General features: G+C 66.7%; 28 protein-coding genes and 1 pseudogene. 16 read left to right on the top strand and 13 right to left on the bottom strand.

The window, feature by feature from the left end; translation table 11 throughout:
* Positions 1–94: 94 nt before the first annotated feature.
* Entirely contained in the window at positions 95–544 is a 450-nt protein-coding gene (locus HWW87_RS14795; RefSeq protein ID WP_175820907.1) for a MerR family transcriptional regulator, read from the bottom strand.
* A gap of 167 nt (positions 545–711) precedes the next feature.
* Between HWW87_RS14795 and HWW87_RS14790 the strand changes: the two genes are divergently transcribed.
* From HWW87_RS14790 to HWW87_RS14780, 3 genes are all read left to right on the top strand, one after another.
* Positions 712–1,542: an alpha/beta hydrolase gene (locus HWW87_RS14790; protein WP_011549231.1), complete on the top strand. Its 831-nt coding sequence runs from the start codon at positions 712–714 to the stop codon at positions 1,540–1,542.
* Between the two features lie 9 nt (positions 1,543–1,551).
* Positions 1,552–1,773 carry a WYL domain-containing protein gene (locus HWW87_RS14785; RefSeq protein WP_279608019.1) on the top strand — a complete coding sequence of 74 codons (222 nt, stop codon included), beginning with the start codon at positions 1,552–1,554 and terminating at the stop codon, positions 1,771–1,773.
* A gap of 72 nt (positions 1,774–1,845) precedes the next feature.
* Positions 1,846–2,253, top strand: coding sequence for a DUF3224 domain-containing protein (locus HWW87_RS14780; RefSeq protein ID WP_175820906.1), 408 nt, complete (start codon positions 1,846–1,848; stop codon positions 2,251–2,253).
* Positions 2,254–2,262: 9 nt separating this feature from the next.
* On the opposite strand, the gene HWW87_RS14775 is transcribed toward HWW87_RS14780, so the two are convergent.
* The 5 genes from HWW87_RS14775 to HWW87_RS14755 all read right to left on the bottom strand — a co-directional run bounded on the left by HWW87_RS14775 (position 2,263) and on the right by HWW87_RS14755 (position 5,952).
* A complete protein-coding gene (locus HWW87_RS14775) occupies positions 2,263–3,828 on the bottom strand; it encodes a methyl-accepting chemotaxis protein (RefSeq protein ID WP_175820905.1) in 1,566 nt (521 codons plus the stop codon).
* Between the two features lie 190 nt (positions 3,829–4,018).
* Complete coding sequence (locus HWW87_RS14770; protein WP_175820904.1) at positions 4,019–4,219, bottom strand: glyoxalase; 201 nt, start codon at positions 4,217–4,219, stop codon at positions 4,019–4,021.
* A 22-nt stretch (positions 4,220–4,241) separates the two neighbouring features.
* Positions 4,242–5,084 (bottom strand): MBL fold metallo-hydrolase, encoded by an 843-nt coding sequence (locus tag HWW87_RS14765; protein ID WP_175820903.1) that lies wholly within the window; start codon positions 5,082–5,084, stop codon positions 4,242–4,244.
* A gap of 18 nt (positions 5,085–5,102) precedes the next feature.
* Complete coding sequence (locus HWW87_RS14760; protein ID WP_175820902.1) at positions 5,103–5,429, bottom strand: hypothetical protein; 327 nt, start codon at positions 5,427–5,429, stop codon at positions 5,103–5,105.
* Complete coding sequence (locus tag HWW87_RS14755) at positions 5,422–5,952, bottom strand: sugar ABC transporter (protein ID WP_175820901.1); 531 nt, start codon at positions 5,950–5,952, stop codon at positions 5,422–5,424. Before HWW87_RS14755 ends, HWW87_RS14760 begins: the two co-directional genes overlap by 8 nt.
* A gap of 169 nt (positions 5,953–6,121) precedes the next feature.
* On the opposite strand from HWW87_RS14755, the gene HWW87_RS14750 reads away from it, so the two are divergent.
* Genes HWW87_RS14750 through HWW87_RS14740 form a run of 3 tightly spaced genes read left to right on the top strand, consistent with a single transcriptional unit; the run spans position 6,122 to position 8,374 of the window.
* Complete coding sequence (locus HWW87_RS14750; protein WP_175820900.1) at positions 6,122–7,015, top strand: LysR substrate-binding domain-containing protein; 894 nt, start codon at positions 6,122–6,124, stop codon at positions 7,013–7,015.
* A gap of 49 nt (positions 7,016–7,064) precedes the next feature.
* A complete protein-coding gene (locus HWW87_RS14745) occupies positions 7,065–8,012 on the top strand; it encodes an alpha/beta fold hydrolase (protein WP_175820899.1) in 948 nt (315 codons plus the stop codon).
* Positions 8,009–8,374: a hypothetical protein gene (locus HWW87_RS14740; RefSeq protein ID WP_175820898.1), complete on the top strand. Its 366-nt coding sequence runs from the start codon at positions 8,009–8,011 to the stop codon at positions 8,372–8,374. The genes HWW87_RS14745 and HWW87_RS14740 overlap by 4 nt, the downstream gene beginning before the upstream one ends.
* Before the next feature lie 56 nt (positions 8,375–8,430).
* On the opposite strand, the gene HWW87_RS14735 is transcribed toward HWW87_RS14740, so the two are convergent.
* Positions 8,431–9,336: a LysR family transcriptional regulator gene (locus HWW87_RS14735; RefSeq protein ID WP_175820897.1), complete on the bottom strand. Its 906-nt coding sequence runs from the start codon at positions 9,334–9,336 to the stop codon at positions 8,431–8,433.
* Positions 9,337–9,452: 116 nt separating this feature from the next.
* On the opposite strand from HWW87_RS14735, the gene HWW87_RS14730 reads away from it, so the two are divergent.
* Positions 9,453–10,043: a flavodoxin family protein gene (locus HWW87_RS14730; protein ID WP_175820896.1), complete on the top strand. Its 591-nt coding sequence runs from the start codon at positions 9,453–9,455 to the stop codon at positions 10,041–10,043.
* 70 nt (positions 10,044–10,113) lie between these two features.
* Positions 10,114–11,169 (top strand): aldo/keto reductase, encoded by a 1,056-nt coding sequence (locus HWW87_RS14725; protein ID WP_175820895.1) that lies wholly within the window; start codon positions 10,114–10,116, stop codon positions 11,167–11,169.
* An 82-nt stretch (positions 11,170–11,251) separates the two neighbouring features.
* Here HWW87_RS14725 and HWW87_RS14720 read toward each other — a convergent pair whose 3' ends face one another.
* The 3 genes from HWW87_RS14720 to HWW87_RS14710 are packed head-to-tail and all read right to left on the bottom strand — an operon-like array spanning position 11,252 to position 12,714.
* The gene (locus HWW87_RS14720; protein ID WP_175820894.1) at positions 11,252–11,479 is read right to left on the bottom strand and encodes a tautomerase family protein; all 228 of its coding nucleotides are present in this window, start codon (positions 11,477–11,479) and stop codon (positions 11,252–11,254) included.
* Between the two features lie 43 nt (positions 11,480–11,522).
* Entirely contained in the window at positions 11,523–12,338 is an 816-nt protein-coding gene (locus HWW87_RS14715) for a carboxymuconolactone decarboxylase family protein (RefSeq protein ID WP_175820893.1), read from the bottom strand.
* Positions 12,316–12,714, bottom strand: coding sequence for a cupin domain-containing protein (locus HWW87_RS14710; protein ID WP_175820892.1), 399 nt, complete (start codon positions 12,712–12,714; stop codon positions 12,316–12,318). Before HWW87_RS14710 ends, HWW87_RS14715 begins: the two co-directional genes overlap by 23 nt.
* 130 nt (positions 12,715–12,844) lie before the next feature.
* On the opposite strand from HWW87_RS14710, the gene HWW87_RS14705 reads away from it, so the two are divergent.
* On the top strand, positions 12,845–13,753 hold the full coding sequence (locus HWW87_RS14705; protein ID WP_175820891.1) for a LysR family transcriptional regulator: 909 nt from the start codon (positions 12,845–12,847) through the stop codon (positions 13,751–13,753).
* Positions 13,754–13,814: 61 nt separating this feature from the next.
* Here HWW87_RS14705 and HWW87_RS14700 read toward each other — a convergent pair whose 3' ends face one another.
* On the bottom strand, positions 13,815–14,498 hold the full coding sequence (locus tag HWW87_RS14700; protein ID WP_175820890.1) for a TetR/AcrR family transcriptional regulator: 684 nt from the start codon (positions 14,496–14,498) through the stop codon (positions 13,815–13,817).
* Positions 14,499–14,551: 53 nt separating this feature from the next.
* Between HWW87_RS14700 and shc the strand changes: the two genes are divergently transcribed.
* The 3 genes and pseudogenes from shc (at position 14,552) to HWW87_RS14685 (ending at position 17,986) form a co-directional block, all read left to right on the top strand.
* Positions 14,552–16,612, top strand: coding sequence for a squalene--hopene cyclase (shc, locus tag HWW87_RS14695; RefSeq protein WP_175820889.1), 2,061 nt, complete (start codon positions 14,552–14,554; stop codon positions 16,610–16,612).
* A gap of 29 nt (positions 16,613–16,641) precedes the next feature.
* A pseudogene (locus HWW87_RS14690) lies at positions 16,642–16,980 on the top strand (transporter substrate-binding domain-containing protein); the annotation flags it as partial.
* 94 nt (positions 16,981–17,074) lie between these two features.
* Positions 17,075–17,986, top strand: a complete 912-nt coding sequence (locus tag HWW87_RS14685) for a LysR substrate-binding domain-containing protein (protein WP_174386279.1) — start codon at positions 17,075–17,077, stop codon at positions 17,984–17,986.
* Positions 17,987–18,222: 236 nt separating this feature from the next.
* On the opposite strand, the gene HWW87_RS14680 is transcribed toward HWW87_RS14685, so the two are convergent.
* Together HWW87_RS14680 and HWW87_RS14675 are read right to left on the bottom strand one after the other, a co-directional pair.
* Positions 18,223–18,639 (bottom strand): SRPBCC family protein, encoded by a 417-nt coding sequence (locus tag HWW87_RS14680; RefSeq protein WP_175820888.1) that lies wholly within the window; start codon positions 18,637–18,639, stop codon positions 18,223–18,225.
* 11 nt (positions 18,640–18,650) lie between these two features.
* Positions 18,651–19,676, bottom strand: coding sequence for an aldo/keto reductase (locus HWW87_RS14675; protein ID WP_175820887.1), 1,026 nt, complete (start codon positions 19,674–19,676; stop codon positions 18,651–18,653).
* 331 nt (positions 19,677–20,007) lie between these two features.
* On the opposite strand from HWW87_RS14675, the gene HWW87_RS14670 reads away from it, so the two are divergent.
* The 4 genes from HWW87_RS14670 (at position 20,008) to HWW87_RS14655 (ending at position 26,424) form a co-directional block, all read left to right on the top strand.
* Positions 20,008–20,352 (top strand): DUF4148 domain-containing protein, encoded by a 345-nt coding sequence (locus HWW87_RS14670; RefSeq protein ID WP_175820886.1) that lies wholly within the window; start codon positions 20,008–20,010, stop codon positions 20,350–20,352.
* Positions 20,353–20,645: 293 nt separating this feature from the next.
* Positions 20,646–21,845, top strand: a complete 1,200-nt coding sequence (locus HWW87_RS14665; protein ID WP_175820885.1) for an efflux RND transporter periplasmic adaptor subunit — start codon at positions 20,646–20,648, stop codon at positions 21,843–21,845.
* Positions 21,842–25,033, top strand: coding sequence for a multidrug efflux RND transporter permease subunit (locus tag HWW87_RS14660; protein ID WP_175820884.1), 3,192 nt, complete (start codon positions 21,842–21,844; stop codon positions 25,031–25,033). The genes HWW87_RS14665 and HWW87_RS14660 overlap by 4 nt, the downstream gene beginning before the upstream one ends.
* Positions 25,030–26,424, top strand: a complete 1,395-nt coding sequence (locus HWW87_RS14655) for an efflux transporter outer membrane subunit (protein ID WP_175820883.1) — start codon at positions 25,030–25,032, stop codon at positions 26,422–26,424. The genes HWW87_RS14660 and HWW87_RS14655 overlap by 4 nt, the downstream gene beginning before the upstream one ends.
* Positions 26,425–26,448: the final 24 nt, after the last annotated feature.

The raw sequence follows: 26,448 nt of genomic DNA, 5'->3' as shown, positions 1-26,448 counted from the left end.
CGTCAGCAAGCACTCTAAGCTTTAAGTCAACTTTAAGGTCAAGGCACTGAATAGAGGAATCGGTCTGACTGCGGTTGCGCGGTTTTCCGGCAGGTCACTTGGCCTTCGTACGGCTCCCCTTGCCGCGGATCGGCACCACGCCCTGATCGCGCAGCCGCTCCATCACCCATCGCGTGCGCTCGGTACAGTTCAGTTCGGTGGGCCGGTTCCTGATACTGTCGATCGCGACGAGTAGCTGCGCCTTGTTTTCCTTGAGGCGCTTCTGCATCGCCTCGATCTCGGCGACCTTCCGTTCGAGTGCCGCCACCAGCCCGTCGTGCTGCCAGTTGCCGGCTTTCACCGGCAGCAGATGACGGATCTGTTCGAGCGAGAACCCCGCGCTCTGCGCGCTCGAAATGATCTCGAGCATCCACACCGCGTCCTCGGCGTAATCGCGATAGCCGTTCGTGCTGCGCTCGACGGCCGTGATGAGCCCTTCAGCCTCGTAAAAGCGAATCCGTGATGCCGAAAGACCGCTGAGCGTCGCGAGCTCCCCGATTCTCATACCTGCCTCGCCTGCGTATTGACATTAAACCTAACTTTAAACCTAGAGTTGTCGTGTCGCCAAGCCGGGCGGACGGCCGATGCCGCCCAACATGCCGCACCGGCCTGGCGATCGCGGCAACCGCAAGCGCGCCACGAATCGATATCGCCCAACGAACAGGAGCCGACATGGGATACGTCACCACGAAAGATGGCGTCGACATCTTCTACAAGGACTGGGGTCCGCGCGACGCCCAGGTGATCTTTTTTCATCATGGCTGGCCGCTCAGCGCCGACGACTGGGACGCGCAGATGCTGTTCTTCCTCGCCCAGGGCTACCGCGTGATCGCGCATGACCGTCGCGGCCACGGACGCTCCAGCCAGGTCTGGGACGGCCACGACATGGATCACTATGCGGACGACGTCGCCGCGGTCGTGAATCATCTTGGCGTGCAGGGTGCCGTTCACGTCGGCCATTCCACCGGCGGCGGCGAAGTCATCCACTACGTCGCACGTCACGGCGAAGACCGCGTCGCCAAGGCCGTGCTGATCAGCGCCGTGCCGCCGCTGATGGTCAAGACCGACAGCAACCCCGGCGGCCTGCCGAAGGACGTGTTCGACAACCTCCAGGCGCAGCTCGCGGCGAACCGCGCGCAGTTCTACTACGACGTGCCGGCCGGCCCGTTCTACGGCTACAACCGCACCGGCTCGACACCGTCGCAGGGCGTGATCTGGAACTGGTGGCGACAAGGCATGATGGGCAGCGCGAAAGCCCACTACGACGGCATCGTCGCGTTCTCGCAGACCGACTTCACCGAAGACCTGAAAAGCACCACGATTCCCGTTCTCGTGATGCACGGCGACGATGACCAGATCGTTCCGTATGCGGATTCCGGTCTCCTGTCGGCGAAGCTGGCGCGCAACAGCACGCTGAAGGTCTACGCGGGCTTCCCGCACGGCATGCCGACGTCCAACGCCGACACGATCAACGCCGATCTGCTCGCGTTCATCCGCAGCTGAACACGGCGGATGCCGGCGCGGCCTTCGGACGGGACGCAGGCTGAAGGCCGCCCGGAGGTCCCGCCGGGATGGAAAGCGCTGCTGATGCCGATCGAATCGATCGAGCACGGTGCACGCAAGCTATTGGGGTACGGCGCGCACGTGAAGATCCTCGGGCCGCAGGCGCTCAAGGATCGATTCATCGACGAGTTGTCGCAGTTGCAAGCGCTTTATCGATCGGGCGACGATTGACGCACCGCGATCGGCCCATCGTCGCCGCGTTGGCTTATAGTGCCGATTTCCCATTCAACGAGGAGCACAGTCATGAAACTGCAGGCCCGCGGTCCGTTCGAAGTGAAGCTGAATCCGGAACCCCTGAGTCACGTCGCAGAAAACAGCGGGCTCGGCCGCATGTCGCTGGACAAGCATTTTCACGGTGACCTGGAAGCCGTCAGCCACGGAGAAATGCTCGCGTTTCGCAGCAGCGTTCAGGGTTCGGCCGGCTACGTGGCGATGGAAACCGTCGAAGGCGTGCTCGGCGGACGCAAGGGCAGCTTCGTCCTGCAGCACAGCTCCACCATGACGCGCGGGCAGCCGACGCAGTCGATCACGGTCGTGCCCGATTCCGGAACGGACGAATTGCTCGGGCTGTCCGGCGCGATGCTCATCGACATCGACAACGGCCAGCATGCGTACCGCTTCGAGTACGCGTTGCCGGACGCGCCGCAATAAGCCCGCCCGTCACGCGAGCGCCGCTTCGCGCAGACGGAACTGCGCGACCGCCGCGCTCAGCCGCGCGCCCTGTTCGTCGAGCGACAGCGCCGCGGCCGCCGCCTCCTCGACCAGCGCGGCATTGCGCTGCATCGTCTGCTCCATCTGGATCACCGCGGCGTTCACCTGCTCGATGCCCGACGACTGCTCGTCGAATGCCTGGCTGGTTTCGCCCATGATCGCGTTCACACGCTCGACCGCCGCGACGAGTTCGGCCATCGCCGAGCCGGCCCGCGCGACGAGGCCGCTGCCGTCTTCGACGCGTCGCGCGGAATGACCGATCAGGTCGCGAATTTCCTTCGCCGCCGCCGCACAGCGCTGGGCGAGCCCGCGCACCTCGGTCGCGACGACCGCGAAACCGCGCCCCTGCTCGCCCGCACGCGCGGCTTCGACGGCGGCGTTCAACGCCAGAATGTTCGTCTGAAACGCAATGCTCTCGATCACGCCGACGATGCCGGAGATGCGCGTGGAGCTGTGCGAAATGTCCGACATCGTCTCGACGACGCGCTGCATCGCTTCGCCGCCGCGCGACGCGATGCCGGCCGCGCCCTCGACGTACGTGCGCGCATCGCGCGCGTTGTCCGCGTTCTGGCGTACGGCCGCCGTCAGTTGCTCGACGCTCGCGGCCGCCTGCTGCAGCGACACGGCCTGCTGCTCGGTGCGTGCAGACAAATCGACGTTGCCGCTCGCGATCGTGCGCACGTCGCCGACGATCGTCTCGGTGCTCGCGCGCACCTGGCTCACGGTATCGACGAGGCCGTCCTGCATCCGCTTCAGCGCATTCAGCAGATACGCCATCTCATTCTCGCCCGGCACGACGACGGCGCCGGTCAGGTCGCCTTTCGCGATTTTCTCGAACTGCGCGACCGCGAGCTTGATCGGCTCGATGATCGCCTTCGCGAGCACGCGCTGCGCCAGGAACCCGACGACGAGCGCCAGCACCGCGACCGCGCCCATCCCCCACACGATCCGGTGGAAATGCGCGCCGGCCGCCTCGTAACGGGCCTTCTGGCGCGTGACCTGGAACGATTCGAGCGCGTCGATCGCCGCCTGGTAGGCGGCGAACAACGCAGGCGGCGCGGTGCGCTGCGTGTCGAGGAAGTTGAACGCGTCGTCGCCGTCGAGCTGCGACAGCGCCTTCAGGAACACGCGGTCGAGCAGCGCGCGCCGGCGGTTCTGCAGCGTATCGAACAGCGCCTGCTCGCTGGCGTCGCGCGCGTGCAGACGCGTGTACGCATCCAGTTCGTCGTTGCTCTGCTTGAGCAGCGTGTGAAGTTGCGCGACTTCCTCCTTCGCGGGCTGGCCGGCGCTGATGATCTGCGCGACGTCGCTCATGCGTTCGCGCAGCACGAGCATCCGCTCGGAGCTGGTCTTCAGGTGCAGCAGCGACGCGGTGTCGTCGCGGTACATCGCCTCGAGCGAGCCGTTGCCGATGTAGAGAGCCGCGATGCAGGCGCCGACCACCAGCACGAGCAGCACGGTATAGCCGGCGATGGTCGCGACGAGTCCACCACGGATAGTGAGTTGTTTTCGCATGACGTTCCCTTGAGCCGGCCGGGCACGGCCAGCGGCGGAGGTGAATTCCGGAACATGAACGACGCGCGCCGTGACGCAATACGCGGCGCGAGGGGCTGCGAACGGGTTAACGGCGCGGGGAACGGGCGGCTTTTATCCGCACGCGACGTGAATCTTGACGATTGCGACAGAGGGGACGGAAGCAGCGCGGCTACTCGCCGTCGCCGAGCCTCGAACGAATCGCGCCGGCCGACAGGTCCCGCCGGTGCGTGGCGATCCGCCAAACGTTTCCGCACGCGTCCTTCACCATCGCCCGCCCGTCGCCGTCCGGCCTGTCGGCGGGCGCTTCCAGCGGGATCGCGTGCGCCGCGAGCGCCCGTCGACAAGTTGAATTGGTGTCCTCGACATACACGGATGGAAACGCCGGCACCGCGTCACGCGTCGGTCTCGTAAAACAGGCCGTACTCTCCGTTCGTTCGCCTGATTCGCGCGAACCCTGCTTCCCCCAGATGCATGCCGGCGATCAGCAGCCCTTCCGAGCTGACCCGGTCGAGCAGCCGCGCACGCGTCGTCGCCGCCTGCGACGCGTCTTGGTCGAACGCAATCGAGACGTCCGGCCGCTTGATCTGGATGTGCGGAAAATGCACGATATCGCCCCACACGAGCAGGCCCTGATCGCCGGATTCGAGCACATATCCGGTATGTCCGTCGGTATGCCCCGGTAGCGGTATGGCTGCGATCCCGGGCAGCACCTCGCCTTCATCGAAGGTCCGAAGCGCGTCGCTGTAAGCGTCGAATACCTGACGCGCGATCCGGAAATTGCCGCGCGCGCGCTCGCTGGCGCGGCTCAGATTGCCGTCGTCCTGCCAGAATTCGACCTCGCGTCGATGCGCGACCAGCTCCGCATTCGGAAACGCCACGTGTCCGGCGGCATTCACCAGCCCGCCGACATGGTCGGGATGGGCGTGGGTGAGCAGCACGGTGTCGATCGCGGCCGGATCGATGCCGGTGAGCCGCAAATTGTCCTGCAGGCGGCCGCCCCATTGCCTGATGCCGCCGGCCCCGGCGTCGATGAGAATCGTGCGGCCCGCTGCGCGCACCACGTAGCAGTTGATATGCACGGCGGACGGCGCCTGCCCAGCCGCAAGCTGCATCCCGGCCGCGTCGGACACGTCGATATTCGACAGGAAATCGAGGCTGGCCGTGAGGTAGCCGTCGCTGATCGCGGTGATCGTGAAATCCCCGACACGCTGGCCGGGAAACGTAATGTTGGACATCATGCTTCTCCGGCGCGGCTAGTTTCGGGCGTGAAGGTTCGGCACGGCATGACCGAAGCAACGGATGCGCGCCGTCAGCCCCGTGCGACGGACGATGGCGTGATCCAGCGCTTCCATGAACGCGTTCATGACCGCGGGCGGGCGAGACGATTCCGCGCGATACCGGATGTCCGCGAAAACGGGATGCCCGCATCCGTGCCGAACCGCCACGTAAATGACGTGGACGTTCCGGACTTCGGCGTGAAGGACATGCGTACAGAGTTCGATGCAGTCGCCGGAAAGTTCGGTGAGGCGCGCATCAGGCGGCATGCGGTCCGCATCGATATGGAAAGTCACGTTAGGCATCGCGGGCCTTCTTCGTCAGTTGCGCCGTCATCGGTGCGTACAGGTCGAGGCCGGCCGGCATGTTGCCGGCAAGTGGCGCGTCGCGCCGTGGCAAGACCGCGAGCCAGCGGCGTGCTGGAAACTGCTCCAGCGCCACGGCCTGCATGGCCAGCGGCTTCAGGCCCAGTTCGATCAACGCGTCGGGCCCGCTGGCACTCAGCACGAGCAGTTCGTCGGCATCGACCGCCGGCGCACGACCGATATCGCTGTAGAGGTTGCGATGCCAGTCGGTGATGTGCTGCTGCCACCGCGCGAAATTGCCGCCGCCCTTCTGCCGATATTCATCGCCGGTCAGCACGTCGAGACCGTCGATCGTGTGAACGGCCAGATACACCGGGCAACCGTCGCTTATCGCCCTGAAGCGCTGCGACGTGTGAAAGCCAGCGACCGAGATGAGGGCCGGCAGCTTTTCAACGCTGTAGAAGTCGTTCCATTCGGCTTCGCTGGCAGCGTCGGCGAAGCTGCATTCCACGGTATAGATCATGGGATTGTCCTGTGTGACGGATCAGCATCCAGCGCTTCGAATGCGGGATATTCAGTGCAGTGACGTAATGCTAATCTGCTGTTTCCCGCGTAGATATCGACTTAAAGTCAGCCTTCAGTGATATTTATTCAAGCTGACAGTCGAGCGCACCCCGACCGGCGAGCCCCCGATGCGACGCAAGATCCCGAGCAATTCCGCGCTGCTGGCCTTCGAGGCCGCGGCCCGACACGGCAGCTTCGCCCGCGCCGCCGACGAGCTGGCGCGCACCGAGGGCGCCGTCAGTCGCCAGATCGGCCGGCTGGAGGCGTTCCTCGGCGTGACGCTGTTCGAGCGCGTCGGCAACCGGGTGCGGCTTGCCCCGAACGGCACGCGCTACGCGATACAGGTGCGCGAGATTCTGGATCGGCTCGAACGGGACAGCCTGTATCTGATGGGACAGCCCGTCGAAGGCGCGAGCATCGACATCGCCGCGAGCCCGACCTTCGCGACCCGCTGGCTGATCCCGCGGCTGAAGCGCTTTCAGGATCGCCACCCGACCATCACCGTGCATATCGCCGAACGGATGGAACCCTTCCTCCTGGCCGGCAGCGGGTTCGACGCGGCCATTCATTTCGAGCATCCGGCCTGGGTCGGCATGCATCTGCATCCGCTGCTGGAAGAGGTGCTGGTGCCCGTCTGCAGTCCGGCGCTCGTCGAACGCGCTGGCGCGACTCCGTCGCTGGATGCGCTGCCGCGCCTTCACCGGCGACAGAATCCGGACGCGTGGCAACTCTATGCGCAGGAAACCGGCATCGAGCTGACCAATTCGGCGGTCGGCCCGCGATACGATCTCCATTCGATGCTGATCGAGGCCGCGCTGGCCGGCCTGGGTGTCGCACTGGTGCCGCGCCTTTACATCGGGGCCGAGCTTGAACAAGGGCGGCTGGTCGCGCCCTGGCCCGATGGCAAAGCGATTACGAAAAACTTTTGCCTCGTGCTTCCCGAGCCGATCGAATTGAGCGCGGCGCCGGTGCGAGCGTTTGCGGAGTGGTTGCTTGACGAGGCGCGGGACTCGGCGCGTTGATGCCGTGCCTGATGTTCATCGCCACACGGATTCGGAAGGCCCTTCACAGATGATGCAGACAGATATCGAAGCACCCGGGCCGGCCGGCCCGCTGAAAGGCACGCTGTTGTCTCCAGCTGCGGACGATGTTCCGGTGGTGCTGATCGTGCCGGGATCGGGTCCGACCGACCGCAACGGCAACAATCCCTACGGCATCCAGGCATCGACCTATCGTTTGCTTGCCGAAGGATTGCTCGATCACGGTATCGCGTCGGTTCGCATCGACAAGCGCGGCCTGTACGGTAGCGCATCGGCGATCGCGGATGCGGACGACGTCACGATCGACGACTACGCGGCAGACGTCCGCGCGTGGGTGACGGCCATCCGGACGCGAACCGGTGCGCGCCGCATATGGGTGCTGGGGCATAGCGAGGGAGGATCGGTCGCGTTGTCGGCGGCGCGGCAAACCGCCGACATCTGCGGTTTGATCCTCGTGTCCACGCCGGGACGTCCGCTCGGACAGGTATTGGCGCAGCAACTGCAGTCGAACCCCGCGAATGCCGCCGTTCTCGGCAACGCGATGTCGATACTCGAATCGCTCGAAGCCGGGAAGACGGTCGATGCGGCCGGCATCGATCCCGCGCTGATGCCGTTGTTCAGGCCGCAGGTTCAGCGGTTCCTGATGAGCGAACTGGCCATCGATCCGGCGGCCCTCCTGGCCGGCTATACGAAGCCGGTGCTGATCGTGCAGGGCGCGCGGGATATTCAGATTGGCGTGCAGGACGCGCAACGATTGAAGGACGCCAGTCCACGCGCCCGGCTGACGGTTGTCGCGAACGCCAATCACGTGCTCAAGACCGTTCACACTGGCGCGCTCGACGAAAACCTGGCCGCGTATTCGAACCCGGATCTTCCTTTGGCGAACGGTGTGGTGGAAGCCATTTCGGCGTTCGTTCGGGAATCGACCGCCGACGGGCTGGATCACCCCGCGCTTTCGCAACGGAAAGACGAGCGATGACGAGCCTGATTCGATTCCGGGTTCGGCCGGTGTATCACGGTAGCGATCTGCTGGTCGAGGTACTCGACGACCATCGCGCAGCCGACTTTCCGGATCTCGCCGCGATCCTGCGGGATGCGCTGCATGCCGTCCGGCTCACGCATCCGGACGGCCTCGACGACCCGCAGGTCGCCATGTCGCAGGACCGCTATTTCAGCTATTGGACGTATGCTCGCGGTCACTATGAAATCGACGACGACATCTGGGGATGGTGTGTCACCGCGCCAGTCAACAACCGGGCCATCGTCGCGGACATCGAGCGGGCACTGCTGGCGACCGGAAGATTCATCCAGGAAACCGTGGATTTCGGCAAGTTTGCGTGACGCAAAGAGATCGCATCCGCCGGCACGTCGAACCGCTCCACCGCCCCGCTAACCCGCTAATCCAGGTAAGGCTTCAACACGCCCCCGATCCAGTCCATGAAAGCCCGCACGCGCGGCGAAAGATTGCGCCGATGCGCGACGACGAGCGACGCGGCGAGCGGCTCGGGCCGCAAGTCCGGCAACACCTCCACGAGCGCGCCGCTTTCGATGTGATGCGCGAGCGCCGAATAGCCGGCCTGGATCAGCCCGATGCCCGCCAGCCCGGCCGCATGATAAGTCTGGACGCTGTTGACCTGCATCGCGCTGGGTAACGGCAGCCACGCATAGCCGTCGCCGTCCGGGTATTCCCATCCTGGATGCCGCGCGCCGAGCGTCAGCGTGTAGTGGATCATCTTGTGCCCCTGGCTGTGCAGATCGCCGAGCGTATGCGGCACGCCATGCCGCTCCAGATAGTCGGGGCTCGCCGCATTCGTCATGCGCAGCTTGCCAAGCGGCCGGGCAATCAGCGTCTCGTCGGTGATCGGACCCAGCCGGATCACGCAATCGAACCCTTCCCGAACGAGATCGACACGCCGGTCGGTACTGGAAAGTTCCAGCTCCAGGTCCGGATGCGCGGCCATCAGTTGCGGCAGCGCCGGCACCACGACACTGCGCGCCAGTTCCGTGGGCATGTCCACGCGCAACCTGCCGCGCAGCGATGTGCCGCGCCCCGAGAACATCGACTGCAATTCCTGCACTTCGGCGAGCAGGTCGGTTGCACGCGCATAGAACGCGCGCCCGTCCTCGGTGAGCTGCACGCGCCGCGTGGTCCGATGCAGGAGGGCGACACCCATGTCCCGCTCGAGTGCGCGGATGACCATGGACACCCGTCCTTTCTGAATACCCAGGCTTTCGGCGGCACGCGTGAAGCTCGCCATTTCGGCGACACGGGCAAAAATCAAAAGCGCGTCAAGGTTCTGCATTGTTCATCCGGAAAGTAACAGAACGTTCAATCTGTCGTCGTTTATAACCCGATTGCGGCTCGGTAGAGTGAGTTCCCACGTCGTCTGAACGACAACCCGAACGAAAGGAAACCACCATGATTCAACACAACCCGCCGGTAAAAACGGTCGTGGTCTACCACTCCGGCTACGGCCATACGCAACGCATGGCCGCCGCTGTCGCGGACGGCGCCGGCGCCGTACTCGTCGCGATCGATGCCGACGGCAACCTCGCCGACGACGCGTGGCACACGCTGGCCGATGCCGACGCGATCCTGTTCGGCTCGCCGACCTACATGGGCGGCCCGAGCTGGCAGTTCAAGAAGTTCGCGGATGCGTCGTCGAAGGTCTGGTTCGAAAGCGGATGGCAGAACAAGATCTTCGGCGGCTTCACCAACAGCGCGAGCATCAACGGCGACAAGCTCAATACGCTCGAATACTTCTTCCTGCTGGCCGGCCAGCACGGCGGCATCTGGGTCAGCATGGACATCAAGCCGGCCAACCTGAAAGCGTCGACACGCGACGACCTGAACCGCATGGGCGCCTACATCGCGCCGATGGCGCAGACGCCGGCCGATGCGTCGCCCGAAGAGATGTCGCCGGGCGATCTCGAAACGGCCCGCCGCTACGGCGCACGCGTCGCGACGATTGCCGGGCAGTTGCGGGCCGGCAAGTCACGCGGCGAATGACATTCCGACGTGCGGGGCGCCACCGGCCAGCGCCCCGCATTGTGTCCGGCCGATTCTGAAGGGCGCGTCAATGAAATACAAGCAATTGGGCCGCACCGGCCTGTATGTATCCGAGTTGTGCCTCGGCACGATGACGATGGGCGGCAATGCGGATGCCGGCATGTGGGCGGCGATCGGCGCGGTCGGCCAGGACGACGCGAACCGTTTGATTGCCCGCGCACTCGACGCAGGCATCAACTTCATCGACACCGCCGATATTTATTCGTTCGGCCAGGCCGAACGCGTGGTCGGGCAGGCGCTGCGGGACATCGGCGTCCCGCGCCACGAGATCGTGCTGGCGACGAAGACGGCCGGCGTGATGGGCGCGGGCCCCAACGACCAGGGCGCGTCGCGCGGTCACATCATGGATTCGGTGCAGCGAAGCCTGGAACGGCTCCAGGTCGACCATATCGACCTGTACCAGATTCACGCGAGCGACCCCGTCACGCCGATCGAGGAGACGTTGCGTGCGCTCGACGATCTCACGCGGCAGGGGCTGATCCGTTATGTCGGCGTGTCGAACTGGCGCGCGGGCAAGATCGGCAAAGCGCTCGGCCTGAGTGCCGCGCTTCACGCCACGCGCTTCGAGACGCTCCAGGCCTACTATTCGATCGCCGGGCGCGACGTGGAGCGCGAGCTGGTTCCGCTCGCCGTCGACGAGCAGATGGGGCTGCTCGTGTGGTCGCCGCTCGCCGGCGGATTGCTGTCGGGCAAGTTCGGCCCCGGTGCGTCGACCGAAGCGGGTGCGCGGCGCGGTCATTTCGATTTTCCGCCGGTCGACCTGGATCGGGCCTGGCCGTGTGTGGTGGAGATGCGCGCGATCGCCGACGCGCATGACGTCTCGGTCGCGCGGATCGCGCTCGCGTGGTTGCTCGCCAGGCCGGCAGTCACGAGCGTCATCATCGGCGCCAAGCGGATCGACCAGCTCGACGACAATCTCGGCGCCGTCGATGTCGTCCTGACCGACGAAGAACTGGCGCGTCTCGACGCCGTGAGCGCGTTGCCGCCCTGCTATCCCGGCTGGATGATCGCGCGTCAGGAAGCGGGCAGGCTGCCCCGGCCGTTCACGCGCGCCGCGTCGCAATAGGCACGGCGACGCTTCGTCGTCGCTTCGGCACGGGTGGTTGCGAAGCCGCCCGTGTCAAAGCGCGCGCGCCTGCGATGCACGCTTACATCCGGTAGCCCGGTTTCTTGTACAGCGTTCCGGCACACGCGTCGATATCCGGACGATAGACTTCTTCCTTCCATCTATCCGATGGAATTTCCTCGAAGCCGACTGAAACGGACTCCTCACCATAACCGAGTATCTCCATCACGTCGCGCGTGATCGCGTCCGCCAGACGTTGCTTCTGTTCCTCGGTTTTCCCGGGCCAGGCTTTGACGATGATGTGGGGCATGGCATCCTCCTCCGACATTCGACGACGACCGCGTGCGCGCGCATCACGTCGCGCGCCGTGAAAATACGTCCTTGAACACGGGCATCGCCGAAAAGACGTTCGGCCATCCCGCGTAAAACGCCAGTTGCGTCAACGTCTCGGACGCTTCGTCCTGCGTGAGCCCGTTGTCCATCGCACGGTTCAGGTGATACGGGATCTGCGCCACCTGGCCGTTGGCGACGAGCGCACTCACCGTCACCAGGCTGCGGTCGCGCGGCGCAAGCCCCGGGCGCAGCCACAAGTCGCGAAACAGCGCATCGGTCGTGTACTCGACCACGCCCGGCGCGACGGCGCCGAAGTTCTCCGCGACCGTCCGTGCGCGCTGCGCCTCGGCCGCCTCGTTCAGCGGCAGCGGCGTGACGTCCGCAGGCGCGAGCTGATCGGGCCCGATGCCGCGTTCGTCATAGACGCGCTTGACGACGATCGATGCGGCGCTCGCGTTGCCCCATCCCGAGTAAAAGGCCAGGTGCGCGATCATTTCCGATATTTCCGCGGGCTTCACGCCGTGATCCAGCGCGAGGCGGACATGAAGCGGCATCTCGACGGTCTGGCCGCGGGCGATCAATACCGACAGCGTCACGATGCTGCGATCGCGCGGCGACAGATGCGGCCGCTTCCACAGGCCGTCGAACACGGTGTGCGTCGTGTATCGCTCGAAGGCCGGCGCAACCGCTTTCAAATCGTGGGTGGATAAGGATTCCTGCATGGTGTCGGTCCTTTGCATGGTGGTGCACGCGGCGGCAAGCAGTGCCAGGCCCGTCGCGGCAGCGAGCCGCCACGGGCGATGCGTGCGATCGTCAGCGCGAGCCGTACTGCGCATCGGTGACGTGTTCGAGCCAGTTGACGTTGCGCCCATCGAGCGCTTCCTGAATCGCGATATGCGTCATCGCGGTGGTCGACGTCGCACCGTGCCAGTGCTTGTGGCCCGGCGGGCACCAGATCACGTCGCCCGCGCGGATCTCGACGCGCGGCTCGCCGTCGCATTGCGTCCAGCCGCAGCCGGCGGTCACGAGCAGGGTCTGGCCGAGCGGGTGCGTGTGCCATGCGGTGCGGGCGCCCGGCTCGAACGTGACGCTGGCGCACGATACGCGTGCCGGCGGCGGCGGCGCGTTCAGCGGGTCGATCCGGACCGTGCCGGTGAACCATTCGTCGGGGCCCTTGATCGAGGGCTGGGAGCCCACGCGCTTCAGTTCCATGATGTCGTCCTCTACCGAAAAGGGTGCCGCATGGATCGTTCCAGCGGCCAGCCATCCCACTTTAATGACTCGCGATTCATGCGACTAGATGGCAAAATCGGCATGGGCCTATGCTGTGGTGCATGAATCAATGGAAGACTTCAACGATCTGGTGGCGTTCATGGCCGTCGCGCGCGAGCGCAATTTCACGCGGGCGGCCGCGCAGCTTGGCGTGTCTCAATCGGCGTTGAGCCGGACGGTGCGCGCGCTGGAAGCGCGCATGGGCATTCCGCTGCTGACGCGCACGACGCGCAGCGTATCGCCGACCGAGGCCGGCGAGCGGCTGCTGGAATCGATCGCCCCGCGCTTTCAGGAAATCGAGGCGGAGCTGGAATCGCTGCGCGCGATGACGGACCAGCCGGCCGGCAACGTCCGGATCACCGCGACCGACTATGCGGCAAACGAGTACGTGTGGCCGCGGCTGCAACCGCTGCTGCGTCGGTATCCGGCGCTCAAGGTCGAGCTGGTGAACGACTATGGTCTGACCGACCTCGTCGCCGGCCGCTACGACATCGGCGTGCGGCTCGGCGACCAGGTCGCCAAGGACATGATCGCGCAGCGTATCGCGCCGGACATGACGATGTCGATCATTGGTTCTCCCGATTATCTTGCGTCCCGCCCCGCGGCGAAGACGCCTCAGGACCTGACGCAACACAACTGCATCAACCTTCGGCTGCCGACCAGAAACGCGCTGCTATCGTGGGAGTTGAGCAAGGGGCGACGCGAGTTGCAGGTCCGCGTCGAAGGGCAGTTGACGTTCAACAACGTCTATCAGATGGTCGATGCCGCGCTTGCCGGCTTCGGGCTCGCCTATGTGCCGAATGACCTGGTCGCGCATCACGTTGACGCCGGCCGGCTCGGCTGGGTGCTGGAGGACTGGTTTCCGACGTTCGTCGGGCACCACGTCTATTACCCGAGCCGGCGCAAATCGTCGCGGGCCGTGGAACTCGTAGTCGACGCGCTCAGGAGCGGGTATCAACGCAACACGCGGCAAGCATGAGCGGTCACGCCGGCGTGTCGACAGGATCCCACCCCCGACGACATCGCCCCTGCGTCGCGCATCACTTCGGAAACACGCCCTTGCTCATCGCATCGAGCTGCCGAACGATCTCGGCGCGCAGTTCGGCCGATACCTCGACGCTGTCGAGCAGTTCCGAAATCCACAACCCGTCGGCCGCGAGCCGGCAGATCATCAGCGTCGCGGCCTGCTCGAGCGGCACCGGGTCGGGCCGCGTCCATTCGCGCATCGGCACCGACCATCGCGCGCGCGTGTCCGTCTCGGTGATCATCGACGCGACCAGCACGCGCAGCACATCGGTACTCGCGGCCGGATTGGCCGCATCGAGCACCGCATGCAGATACGCGCGCGCCGCCGCGCCGTCGCCGTCGGCATCCGCCGCCATCCGCGCAGCCATCTGCGCGCCGAACCGCTCGGTCGCCTGCCCGAACAGCGCATCCAGCAGCCCCTGCTTGTTCGCGAAGTGATATTGCAGCGCGCCTTTCGTCACGCCGGCGCGCTCGGCCACCGCATCGAGCGTCAACGCGGCCACGCCGTGATGCGTCGCGATCTCCGACGCGGCCGCCAGCAATTGCGCGCGCACCTGGTCCGGCGCTTTTTTTCGCCGCACGCCGGCTACGGCGGCGGCCGGCGCCGATGATCCTTCAGGCGCCCGTGCACCGGCCGTTCCAGCCGGTTCGACGGGCGCGGACACGTCGCGCGGCGCGGGTTCGAGGCGTTTTTTCATGGGGCGGATGGTAGCACTCGCGCGTCTCGAGATAAACATTCCGGCTGGATGGTATGATCCGCCGCATGAACAAATCGGCCCCCTCTCCCTGGTCCGCGCTCGACACTGCCATCGCCCGTGGACGCGACGCACTCGTGCGTCTTCAGCAGCCCGACGGCAGCTGGTGTTTCGAACTCGAATCCGACGCGACGATCACCGCGGAATACATCCTCATGATGCATTTCATGGACAGGATCGACGACGTGCGCCAGGAGAAGATGGCGCGCTACCTGCGCGCGAACCAGCGGCTCGACACGCACGGCGCATGGGCGCTGTACGTCGACGGCGCGCCGGACGTGTCGTGCAGCGTGAAGGCGTATTTCGCGCTGAAGGCGGCCGGCGACAGCGAACAGGCGCCGCACATGATCCGCGCGCGCGACGCGATCCTGAAGCTCGGCGGCGCGGCACGCTCGAACGTGTTCACGCGCATCCTGCTCGCGACGTTCGGCCAGGTGCCGTGGCGCGCGGCGCCGTTCATGCCGATCGAATTCGTGCTGTTCCCGAAGTGGGTGCCGATCTCGATGTACAAGGTCGCGTACTGGGCGCGCACGACGATGGTGCCGCTGCTGGTGCTGTGCTCGCTGAAGGCGCGTGCGCGCAATCCGCGCAACGTCTCGATCCACGAGCTGTTCGTCACGCCGCCGGAACAAGAACGCCAGTACTTCCCTCCCGCACGCGGCATGCGCCGGCTGTTCCTCGCGCTCGACCGCACGGTCCGCCATCTCGAGCCGCTGCTGCCGAAGCGCCTGCGGCAGCGCGCGATCCGGCATGCGGAGGCGTGGTGCGCGGAACGGATGAACGGCGAGGACGGGCTCGGCGGCATCTTCCCGCCGATCGTGTACAGCTACCAGATGATGCAGGTGCTCGGCTACCCGGACGACCATCCGCTGCGGCGCGATTGCGAAAACGCGCTGGAAAAGCTGCTGGTCACGCGGCCGGACGGCAGCGTGTATTGCCAGCCGTGCCTGTCGCCGGTATGGGACACCGCGTGGAGCACGATGGCGCTCGAGCAGGCGCGCGGTGTCGCGGCGCCGGAAACCGGCGAGCCGGCCGGCGCGCTGCGCGAGCTCGATGCCCGCATCGCCCGCGCGTACGACTGGCTGGCCGAGCGGCAGGTGAACGACCTGCGCGGCGACTGGATCGAGAACGTCCCGGCCGACGTCGAACCGGGCGGATGGGCGTTCCAGTACGCGAACCCGTACTACCCGGACATCGACGACAGCGCGCTCGTGACCGCGATGCTCGATCGCCGCGGCCGCACGCATCGCCATGCGGATGGCACGCACCCGTATGCGTCGCGCGTCGCCCGCGCGCTCGACTGGATGCGCGGACTGCAATCGCGCAACGGCGGCTTCGCGGCGTTCGATGCGGACTGCGACCGCATGTACCTGAACGCTATTCCGTTCGCCGATCACGGCGCGCTGCTCGATCCGCCGACCGAGGACGTGTCGGGCCGCGTGCTGCTGTGCTTCGGCGTGACGAAGCGCGCGGAAGACCGCGCGTCGCTCGCGCGCTGCATCGAGTACGTGAAGCGCACGCAGCAGCCCGACGGCAGCTGGTGGGGCCGCTGGGGCACGAACTACCTGTACGGCACGTGGAGCGTGCTGGCCGGCCTCGCGCTCGCCGGCGAGGACCAGTCGCAGCCCTATATCGCACGCGCGCTCGACTGGCTGCGCGCCCGGCAGCATGCGGACGGCGGCTGGGGCGAGACGAACGACAGCTACATCGACCCGAAGCTGGCCGGCACGAATGGCGGCGAGAGCACGTCGAACTGCACCGCGTGGGCGCTGCTCGCGCAGATGGCGTTCGGTGACTGCGAAGCCGATTCGGTGAAGCGCGGCATCGCGTATCTGCAGTCGGTGCAGCAGGAAGACGGCTTCTGGTGGCACCGCTCGCACAATGCGCCGGGCTTCCCGCGGATTTTCTACCTGAAGTATCACGGCTATACCGCGTACTTCCCGCTGTGGGCGCTCGCGCGTTATCGGCGGCTGGCGGGCGCGAAGGATGCGGGCGCAACCACATCGTCCGCGTCCGGCGCATCCGCCACACGCGCAACGGACAGCGCGCTCGCCTGAGCCGGAACCCCGGCCGAAACGGCAACGTGCGTGAAAAGTGGGCGGCCGCGAAGGTCGAGGTCGTGCCGTATCCGAGCTACGACCAGGCATATGCGGATCTCGTCACCGGGCGCGTCGACGGCGTGCTGATGGATGCCGTGCAAGGCCAGCTCGGGTTCCTGGCGATACCGCGCGGCAAGGGCTTCTCGTTCGCGGGCGGCGTGGTGTACGACGCGAAGATCATGGGCAACGGCGATGCGGCGGGCGTGCGCAAGGCAGACACCGACCTGCGCGACGCGCTGAACCGCGCCATCGCGCAGATTCGCGGCGACGGCACCTACAACACGATCCAGTCGAAATACTTCGACTTCGACATGTACGGGAATTGACGGCGCACGGGCAGGAAAGTCAAGCCGGCCCGGGTTGCATGGACAAGTCCTTTCAGGACATAATCCATCAATCTTGAGTCCGATAAGGTCTGACATGCTCGACATCCGCCAGCTTCAGTACTTCATCGCGGTCGCGGAAGAGGAACACGTCGGTCGTGCCGCCGAGCGCCTGCATATTTCGCAATCGCCGCTCAGCCGCCAGATCGCGCAGCTCGAGGAAAAGCTCGGCCTCACGCTGTTCGAACGCAGCCAGCAGCGCATTCGCCTGACGCGCGACGGGCGCACGTTCCTCAGCGAAACGCACGCGTTCCTGCGCCACGCGAACCGGCTCGAATCGCTCGCGCGCCGGCTCGGTCGCGGCGACGAAGGCGGCCTCTGCATCGGCTACCTCGAAACGGCCACGCACTCGGGCGTGCTGCCGCGCGCGCTGAAAACACTGCGCGCCGAGCGCCCGTCCGTTCATATCGCTTTGTATAACTATCAATCGGCCGCGCAGCTCGAAGGCTTGCGCGAGCGCAGCCTCGACATCGCGCTCGTCACCGAGCCGCCGGCGCCGGACGATCCCGAGCTCGATTCGACGAAGGTGCTGGACGATCCGATGCTGCTCGCGATGCCCGACGGGCATCCGCTCGCGAAGAAAAAGACCCTCGTCGCCGACGATCTCGCCGCGCAGGCGTGGATCGGCGTCACGCAGCAGGACAGCGCGCCGCGTCACGGCGCGTTCGTCGCGGCCTGCGCGAAGGCCGGCTTTTCGCCGGACATTTCGGTGGAAGCGACCGAGCCGCTCGCCGCGCTCGGCCTCGTCGCCGCCGGGCTCGGCGTGACGATGATCCAGCAGAGCCTGCGACAGCAGGTGCCGGAAGGCGTCGTGCTGCGCGAGCTGCCGTGGTTCAGCTACCGCACGCCGCTGTGGGCCGCGTGGCACAAGGTCAACCTGCGGCCGCTGGTCGGCATCTTCCGCGAGATCCTGACCGGCGAGGACATCGTCGCGACCGTCGGAAAATGAATTCATGAAAGCGCGGCGCGCCATCGCATCGCGATACCTCACGCATCGGTCACGCGCGCACCGGCCGCGCACCAGCACTTCGCAGCCCTGATCTTCTTCACACAGCACGCGATCTTGATCGACGGACCACACGGAAGCGTCAGCGCGCTTTTCGCTGCGGGCCGGAATCCGCGGCGAAAGCGCTGACGGCGCCCGATATCGCCAGGCGCCTGCTCACACGATGCAGCGTGCCGCCGTCAGGCCGCCGCGAAGCGCTTCGCCAGTTCCGCGAGGCCGTCTGCGTAGATGCCGCGGAACAGCCGGACGGCTTCCTCGGCGGTCACGCCGTGCGGCGTGAACGTGCCCGACCATTCGACCGTCGACGCGTTCGGGCCATGTTCGCGCACGCGCAGCGTGGAGCGATAGTTCACGACCGGGAACGGCGCCGCGAGGATCGCGTACGTATAGCTGCGTTCCGCTTCGTCGAACGCGACCAGCCGCTCGACGATCGCGTCGCCCGCCGGATTCGCGAGACGCCGCACGCGCCCGCCTTCGCTCAGCGCGCTGGCCGGAATGTACGACAGCCAGTCGGGCAGCGACCCGAAGCCGCCGATCAGTTGCCAGACCGTGTCGGCCGAAGCCGCGAGCTGGATACCTGCATGGGCCTGCGCCATGTCGTCACCCTTCAGGACCGACGATCGGTCGGCAGCGGCGCATTGGCCGCAATCAGACCTTGTTCGCGCATCTCGCGCCAGAAGTCGGCCGGAATCGCCACGTTCAGCGCCGCCTGATCTTCCGCGATCCGCTCCGGACGGCTCGCGCCCGGAATCACCGCGACGGTGGCCGGATGCGACATCGAGAACTGCAGCGCGGCGGCCTTGATCGGCACGTCGTAGCGCGCGGCGATCGCCTTGATGCGATCGACCTTCGCGAGGATTTCCGGCGAAGCCTTCTGGTATTCGAAGTGCGTCCCCCCCGCGAGCACGCCCGAGCTGTACGGGCCGCCAACGACGATCCCGACGTTCTGCGCGGCCGCCGCCGGCATCACGCGTTGCAGCGCGCGCTCATGGTCGAGCAGCGTGTAGCGGCCGGCCAGCAGCATGCCGTCCGGTTGCGGCTCGGCGAGGTCGAGCACCAGTTCGATCGGTTCGACGCGGTTCACGCCGAGGCCCCATGCGTTGATCACACCTTCTTCGCGCAGCTTGCCGAGCACGCGGAACGCGCCCTTGCGCGCCACTTCGAATTGCGCGAGCCATTCGTCGCCGTAGAAGTCCTGCGCGATGTCGTGCACCCACACGATATCGAGGCGGTCGGTACGCAGGCGCTTCAGGCTGTCCTCGATCGAGCGCAGCGTTGCGTCGGCCGAGTAGTCGTTGACGATGCGGTTCGGCCGGCCGTGTTCGAACAGGCCGCCCTTTTCGCCGAGATCACGCGCCGACACGTCTTCGATTTCGTCGAGGATCACGCGGCCGACCTTCGTGCTCAGCACGTATTCGTCGCGCGGATGGTTCGCCAGCGCGTCGCCGAGGCGGATTTCCGCCAGGCCGGCGCCGTAGAACGGGGCCGAGTCGAAATAGCGGATGCCGTGTTGCCAGGCGGCTTCGACGGTGGCCGCGGCTTCCGCGTCGGGGATGTTGCGGAACATGTTGCCGAGCGGGGCGGTACCGAAACCGAGGATCTTGTTGCCGGGCAGCTTGTCTTTGAGGCTCATGATTTTCTCCAGGGAGGGATGGAAAGCGAGTTCAGTCTAGGGAGGCAGGTTAAGTCTGTCCAAGACGGAATTCGACATACTTGAGTCCCGGGAGGTCTGATGGGCCGATTGGCGGCCTGTTTCGATCGCCGGCCCCGGCGCCCGCTCCGGGTGAAACGCCCGGCCGGCAACGCTGTCGACCGAATTCCCGTCCGATTCGTGACTCAGGATCAAAAATGATTTGGTCCCGCAGCCGTTTTTCCCGGGCGCCGCGATACCTATATTGGGTGCACTCGCAACGACATCGACGTGGTCGATGTCGGTTGCGGCTCACTCGACCAGACAGGTACCCATGATGAAAACGCTCGTTTCTTCCACCGTTGCCGCACTGCTCCTTTCCGCACCGGCGCTGTCGTTCGCGCAACCGGCCGACCACCCGCTGACCCGCGCCGAAGTGAAGGCCGAGATGGCCGGCCTCGCGGCGGTCGGCTACACCCCGGCGATGGACCACAACCAGTATCCGGCCGCGATCCTCGCCGCCGAACAGCGCGTGCGCGAAAACGCCGTTGCGCAGGCAGCACCGAACGCCGCACCGGTCACCGACAAAACCGGTTACGGCAGCGAAGCCCGCACCACCAGCGAATCCGGCCGCGCGACGACGGTCAACGGCCGCGACTCGATCTATCGCGGTCATTGAGTCGCGTCGACGCGCAAGCGCGCACGCCGCGCGACACGCGCGAGCGCTCGCCCTTCCCCTCCGCATTGCCGGCCCGGATCGCCTGAACAGGCATTCGGGCCGCGCGTCGTCGCTGCACTTCCGCTCCTTCGCCCTACTCCGCGAAACCGGCTTGCACGTCGCCGATGCAGGCAGCGATTCGTGACTGCGCAGTACAAGTTCTTATGCCGCTTCATCCGTTTATCCGGCGCGCGCCGCGCACGATACTGCGCACCGTCCGGCGCCACGCGCCCCACTCGACATTTCGCACGCATATGAACCGATATCCAGGATTGAAGCGCATCGCGCGACCGGCCGTGCTGGCCGCCGTTCCGCTGGCCGCGCTCTTCGCGCTGTCCGGCTGCCAGTCGGACGACAAGGCGCCGGCCGCGACGCCGAGCGTGATCGTCAGCGCGCCCGTCGCGCGCGACGTCAACGACGTCGACGTCTACACCGGCCGCTTCGAAGCGGTCGACACCGTCGACGTGCGCCCGCGCGTGAGCGGCTATCTCGACAAGGTCGCGTTCCAGGACGGCGCGATCGTCCGCAAGGGCGACCTGCTGTTCGTCATCGACCCGCGCCCGTACCAGGCGGCCGTCACGGCCGCGCAAGGTGCGCTCGAACGCGCGCAGTCGCAACTGAAGCTGAGCCGGCAGGATTTCGAGCGCGCGAGCATCCTGATCAAGACCGATACGATCGCGCAGAGCCTCTACGACCAGCGCAGGCAGGCCGTGCAAAGCGCGCAGGCCGAAGTGACGAGCGCGCAAGGCGCACTCGAGCGCGCGCGGCTCGACCTGTCGTTCACGCGCATCGTCGCACCGATGTCCGGCCGCATCAGCCGCAAGCTCGTCAGCGAGGGCAATCTCGTGAAAGGCGGCGACAGCGACGCGACCGTGCTGACGACGATCGTGTCGCAGGATCCGATCGACATCTACTTCGACGTCGACGAGGAAAGCTACCTGCGCTATACGCGCGAAGCGCAGAAAAGCGGCGGCAGCGCGTCGTCGCGGCAGGTCGCGATCGCGCTGCCGGGCGATCCGCAGCCGTCGCTGACGGGTACGATGGATTTCGTCGACAACCGCCTCGACGACTCGACCGGCACGCTGCGCCAGCGCGCGCGCGTCGCGAATCCGGACCGGCGCCTGAGCCCCGGCCAGTTCGGCCGCGTGTATCTGTCGAGCCGCGTCGCGCACCACGCGCTGCTCGTGCCGGATGCGGCCGTCGCGACCGATGCGACGCGCCGCGTGCTGTACTTCGTCGACGCGAACGGCGCCGTCGCGATCCGCCCGGTGACGCCCGGCCGCCTGTACGGCAACCTGCGCGAAATCGACGCGGGGCTGAATGCGGGCGATACCGTGATCGTCGACGGCTTCCAGCGCGTGCAGGCCGGTGACAAGGTCAAGTCGGTGCCGCGCGCGATCGACGCGGCCACGGTGGCCCACGCGGCGAGCGGCACGACCGGGAGCGCGCAATGAACCTCGGCCGCCTCTCCGTCCAGCAGCCGGTGCTCGCGATCGTCCTGTCGATCGTGCTGACGATCGTCGGCGCGCTGGCCTATTTCTCGCTCGCGGTGTCCGAGTATCCGGACATCGCGCCGCCGACCGTCGTGATCCAGGCGACCTATCCGGGCGCCTCCGCGGAAACGGTCTCGCAGACGGTGTCGACGCCGATCGAACTGGAAGTGAACGGCGTGGAAGACATGCTGTACATGTACAGCCAGGCGACCTCGGACGGCAGCCTGAACATCACCGTGACGTTCAAGCCCGGCACCGACGTCGACAAGGCGCAGGTGCTCGTGCAGAACCGCGTCGCGCTCGCGACGCCGCGCCTGCCCGAGCCGGTGCAGCGTAGCGGCGTGTCGGTACGCAAGTCGTCGCCGACGCAGCTCGGCACGATCTTCCTGTACTCGCCGGACCAGCGCTACGATCCGCTGTACGTGTCGAACTACGCAGTCCGCAACGTCGCGGACGTGCTGAAGCGGATCGAAGGCGTCGGCGACATCAACACGCTCGGCGCACGCGAATACTCGATGCGCATCTGGCTCGACCCCGAGCGCGTCGCGTCGTTCGGCCTGAGCCCGGCCGACCTGATCGCCGCGGTACGTTCGCAGAACACACAGCTCGCGGGCGGCGTGGTCGCGCAGGCGCCGATCACGAACCAGGCGTTCCAGCCGAACCTGATCTTCGAAGGGCGGCTCAAGCGCCCCGAGGATTTCAGCGACATCGTCGTCAAGCAGGGCAAGGACGGCAGGCTCGTGCGGCTGAAGGACGTGGCGCGCGTCGAAGTCGGCGCACTCGCGTATGCGACCGACAGCTACATGCTGCGCCATCCGACGATCGCGCTGCAGGTGCTGCAGCAGCCCGGCGCGAATGCGGTCGCGACGATGGATGCGGTCGAGAAGAAAATGGCCGAGCTGGCCAGGGACTTCCCGAAGGGCATCGTCTACAACATCGGCTACAACCCGACCGCGTTCATCGGCGACAGCATCCACGAACTCGTGAAGACGATCTACGAAGCCGTCGTGCTCGTCGTGTTCGTCGTGCTGCTGTTCCTGCAGGGCTGGCGGCCGTCGATCATCCCGATCCTGTCGATTCCGGTGTCGCTCGTCGGCACGTTCGCGGCGATGGCCGTGCTCGGCTATTCGATCAACAACCTGACGCTGTTCGGTCTCGTGCTCGCGGTGGGGATCGTCGTCGACAACGCGATCGTCGTGGTCGAGAACGTCGAGCGGCACCTGTCGGCCGGCGCCGGGCCGCGCGATGCGACGCTGCTGACGATGAAGGAAGTCGGCGGCGCGCTGTTCGCGATCACGCTCGTGCTGTGCGCGGTGTTCGTGCCGACCTCGTTCATTCCCGGCATCTCGGGCCAGTTCTTCCGCCAGTTCGGCGTGACGATCGCCGTGTCGACCGCGATCTCGTTCTTCACGTCGGTGACGCTCGCGCCCGCGCTGTCCGCGATGATGCTGAAAGCGCACGCCGGCGACCATGACGCACCCGCGCCGGCCTCACGCATGGCCGCGCCGTTCGCGCCGGCGATGCGCGTCGCGCGGCGCTTCTCGAACGCGTTCAACCGCCTGTTCCAGCGCCTGTCCGATGCATATGGCCGGCTGGTCCGGAAAATCGTCCGGATCATCCCCGCGATGGCCGCACTGTACGTGGTGCTGATCGCCGCGACCGGCTACCTGCTCGTGTCGAGCCCGAAGGGCTTCATTCCCGCGCAGGATCGCGGCTACCTCGTCGTGCTCGTGCGGATGCCCGACGGCGCGACGCTCGAACGCACGAGCGCGGTCGCGCGCAAGATCGAGGACATCGCGCTGTCGGTGCCCGGTGTCGCGCGCGTGCCGGTGTTCTCCGGCGTCAACGCGGCGACCGGCACGAACTCGGCGAACAGCGCCGGCCTGTTCCCGGTGTTCCAGCCCTGGCCGGAACGCAAGGCGCGCGGCCTGACGATCGACACGATTGCCGCCGAGATGCGCAAGCGGCTCGCGACCATCACAGAAGCGTCGATCGTCGTCGCGATGCCGCCGCCGGTGCAGGGCCTCGGCAGTACGGGGGGCTTCGCGATGCGGCTCGAAGACCGCAACGGCCTCGGCACCGCCGCGCTCGCGAAGGCGACGCAGGATCTCGTCGCGGCCGCCAACCGCACGCCCGGCATGGTCGGCGTCTACACGCCCTACTCCGCGACGAGCCCGCAGGTGCACGTCGAACTCGACCGCGAGAAGGCCGAGATGCTCGGCGTGCCGAGCCAGGCGATCAACGATGCGGTCGAGACGTATTTCGGTTCGACCTATATCAACGACTTCAACATCGTCGGGCGCACCTATCGCGTGACCGCGCAGGCGGACCTGCCGTTCCGCGTCGGCGCGTCGGACCTCGCGCGGCTGAAGGTACGCAACCGCGACGGCGAGATGGTGCCGATCGGCAGCGTGACGCGCATCGACGACACGCTCGGCGTCGATCGCGCACCGCGCTACAACCTGTATCCGGCCACCGAAATCAACGGCGATACCGCGCCGGGCCTCGGTTCGGGCTTCGCGATCAAGACAATGGAAACACTCGCGAAACAGGTGCTGCCGCCCGGCATTTCGTTCGAGTGGACCGATCTGTCGTATCAGCAGACCACGGCCGGCAACACGGGGCTGCTCGTGTTCCCGCTGTGCGTACTGCTCGTCTATCTGGTGCTCGCCGCACAGTACGGCAGCTGGAGCCTGCCCGTATCGATCCTGCTGATCGTGCCGATGTGCCTGCTCGCCGCGTCGCTCGGCGTGCGCGCGCTCGGCCAGGACGTGAACATCCTCACGCAGATCGGCTTCATCGTGCTGGTCGGGCTCGCCGCGAAGAACGCGATCCTGATCGTCGAGGTCGCAAGGCAGCTCGAGGCCGACGGCGCCGAGCTCGTCGAGGCCGTCGTCGAGGCATGCGTGCAGCGGCTGCGCCCGATCGTGATGACGTCGCTCGCGTTCATCCTCGGCGTGCTGCCGCTCGTGATCTCCGAAGGCGCGGGCGCGGAAATGCGCCAGGCGGTCGGTGCGGCGGTGTTCTTCGGGATGATCGGCGTGACGTTCTTCGGGCTGCTGTTTACGCCCGTGTTCTATGTGATGGTTCGCCGGCTCGCGATGCGCAAGACCGCTGTCGCGGCCGTCGCGACGGAGGGAGTGCAATGAAGTTCGTTCGACTCGTGGCCGCGCTGTCCGCAGCGGCCGTCCTGACCGCGTGCACGAGCGCGCCGGTCGCCACCGTCGCGCCGCCGCCGCTGGCCGCGACCTATGCGAACGCGGATCTCGCGGCCGGCGGCCCGGCCGCCGACACCGGTGCGTGGTGGCACGCCTTTCACGATCCGATCCTCGACCGGCTGGTCGACACGGCGCTCGCGAACAACCTCGACCTGCAGGCGGCAGTCGCGCGCATCGATGCGGCCCGCGCGGTGCGGATCGGCGCGGCGTCGCAGTGGTTCCCGTCTCTCGACCTGAATGCCGGCGCCAGCCGCCAGCGGCTATCCGCATCGCAGGCGTTCCCGACCGATACGCCGACGCTCGGCAACGCGTTCGACCTGAATGCGAGCCTCGCCTGGGAAGTCGACATCTTCGGCCGCATCCGCCAGGGTGTGTCGGCGGCCGACGCCGATATTGCATCGGCGCAAAACGATGCGGCCGCCGTGCGGATCGCGACGATCGACGAAACCGTGCGCACCTACGTGACGGTGCGCGGTCTCGAACAGCGGCTCGCGCTGGTCGAGGCCAACGCGTTGAGCCAGCGCAGCACCGAGGAATCGACACGGCGCCTGTTCGACGCGGGTGTCGTGCCGGTAGCCGACGTCGACCGCGCCGCCGCGCAGACGGAAACGACGCTGGCCGAACTGCCCGCGCTGCAACTGCAGCGGCAGGCAGCGATCCACCGGCTGTCGATCATCACCGCGTCGACGCCGCAGGATATCTATGCTCCGCTCGACCCGCCCGCGCCCGAGCCGGTGTGGACCGCCGCCGCACCGGGCATCGGCACGCCGGCTGACCTGCTGCGCCGTCGGCCCGACGTGCGCGCGGCCGAGGCACGCGTCGTCGCGGCCTATGCGCGCATCGGCGTGGCCGAGGCCGACCTGAAGCCGCACCTGCAACTGATCGGCGTGATCGGCGCGGCGATCGACGGTTTCTCGGGCGCGTCGCTCGCGCGTTCGCTCGCGTGGATGGCCGGCGCCGGCGCGAGCGCGCCGCTGTTCGACGGCGGACGGCGCCGCAGCGTCGTCGCGTTGCGTCGTGCGCAGGCCGACCAGGCGCTCGCCGCCTATCGCACGGCGGTGTTGACGGCCGTCGGCGACGTCGAGACATCGGTGGCCGCAACCGCACGAAATCACGGCCGGACCGAGCGCCTCGAGCGCGCGGTGTCGAATGCGCGTGGTGCCTATACGCAGATCAACCGGTCGTGGCGCAGCGGCGAATCGGCGTTCATCGATACGCTGGAAGTGCAGCGTGCGCTGCTCGCGGCCGAGGATTCGCTCGCGCAGGCACGCACCGAGGAAACGTTGAGCCGGGTCAGGCTGATGAGTGCGCTGGGGCAGTAAGCGCGCGGTTCGGGTTCGACCGAT

It is taken from the genome of Burkholderia sp. BCC0419 (genome assembly GCF_902830285.1).
In the GTDB taxonomy this organism is placed as follows: Bacteria; Pseudomonadota; Gammaproteobacteria; order Burkholderiales; family Burkholderiaceae; genus Burkholderia.
This window is presented reverse-complemented; position numbering and strand designations above follow the sequence as displayed.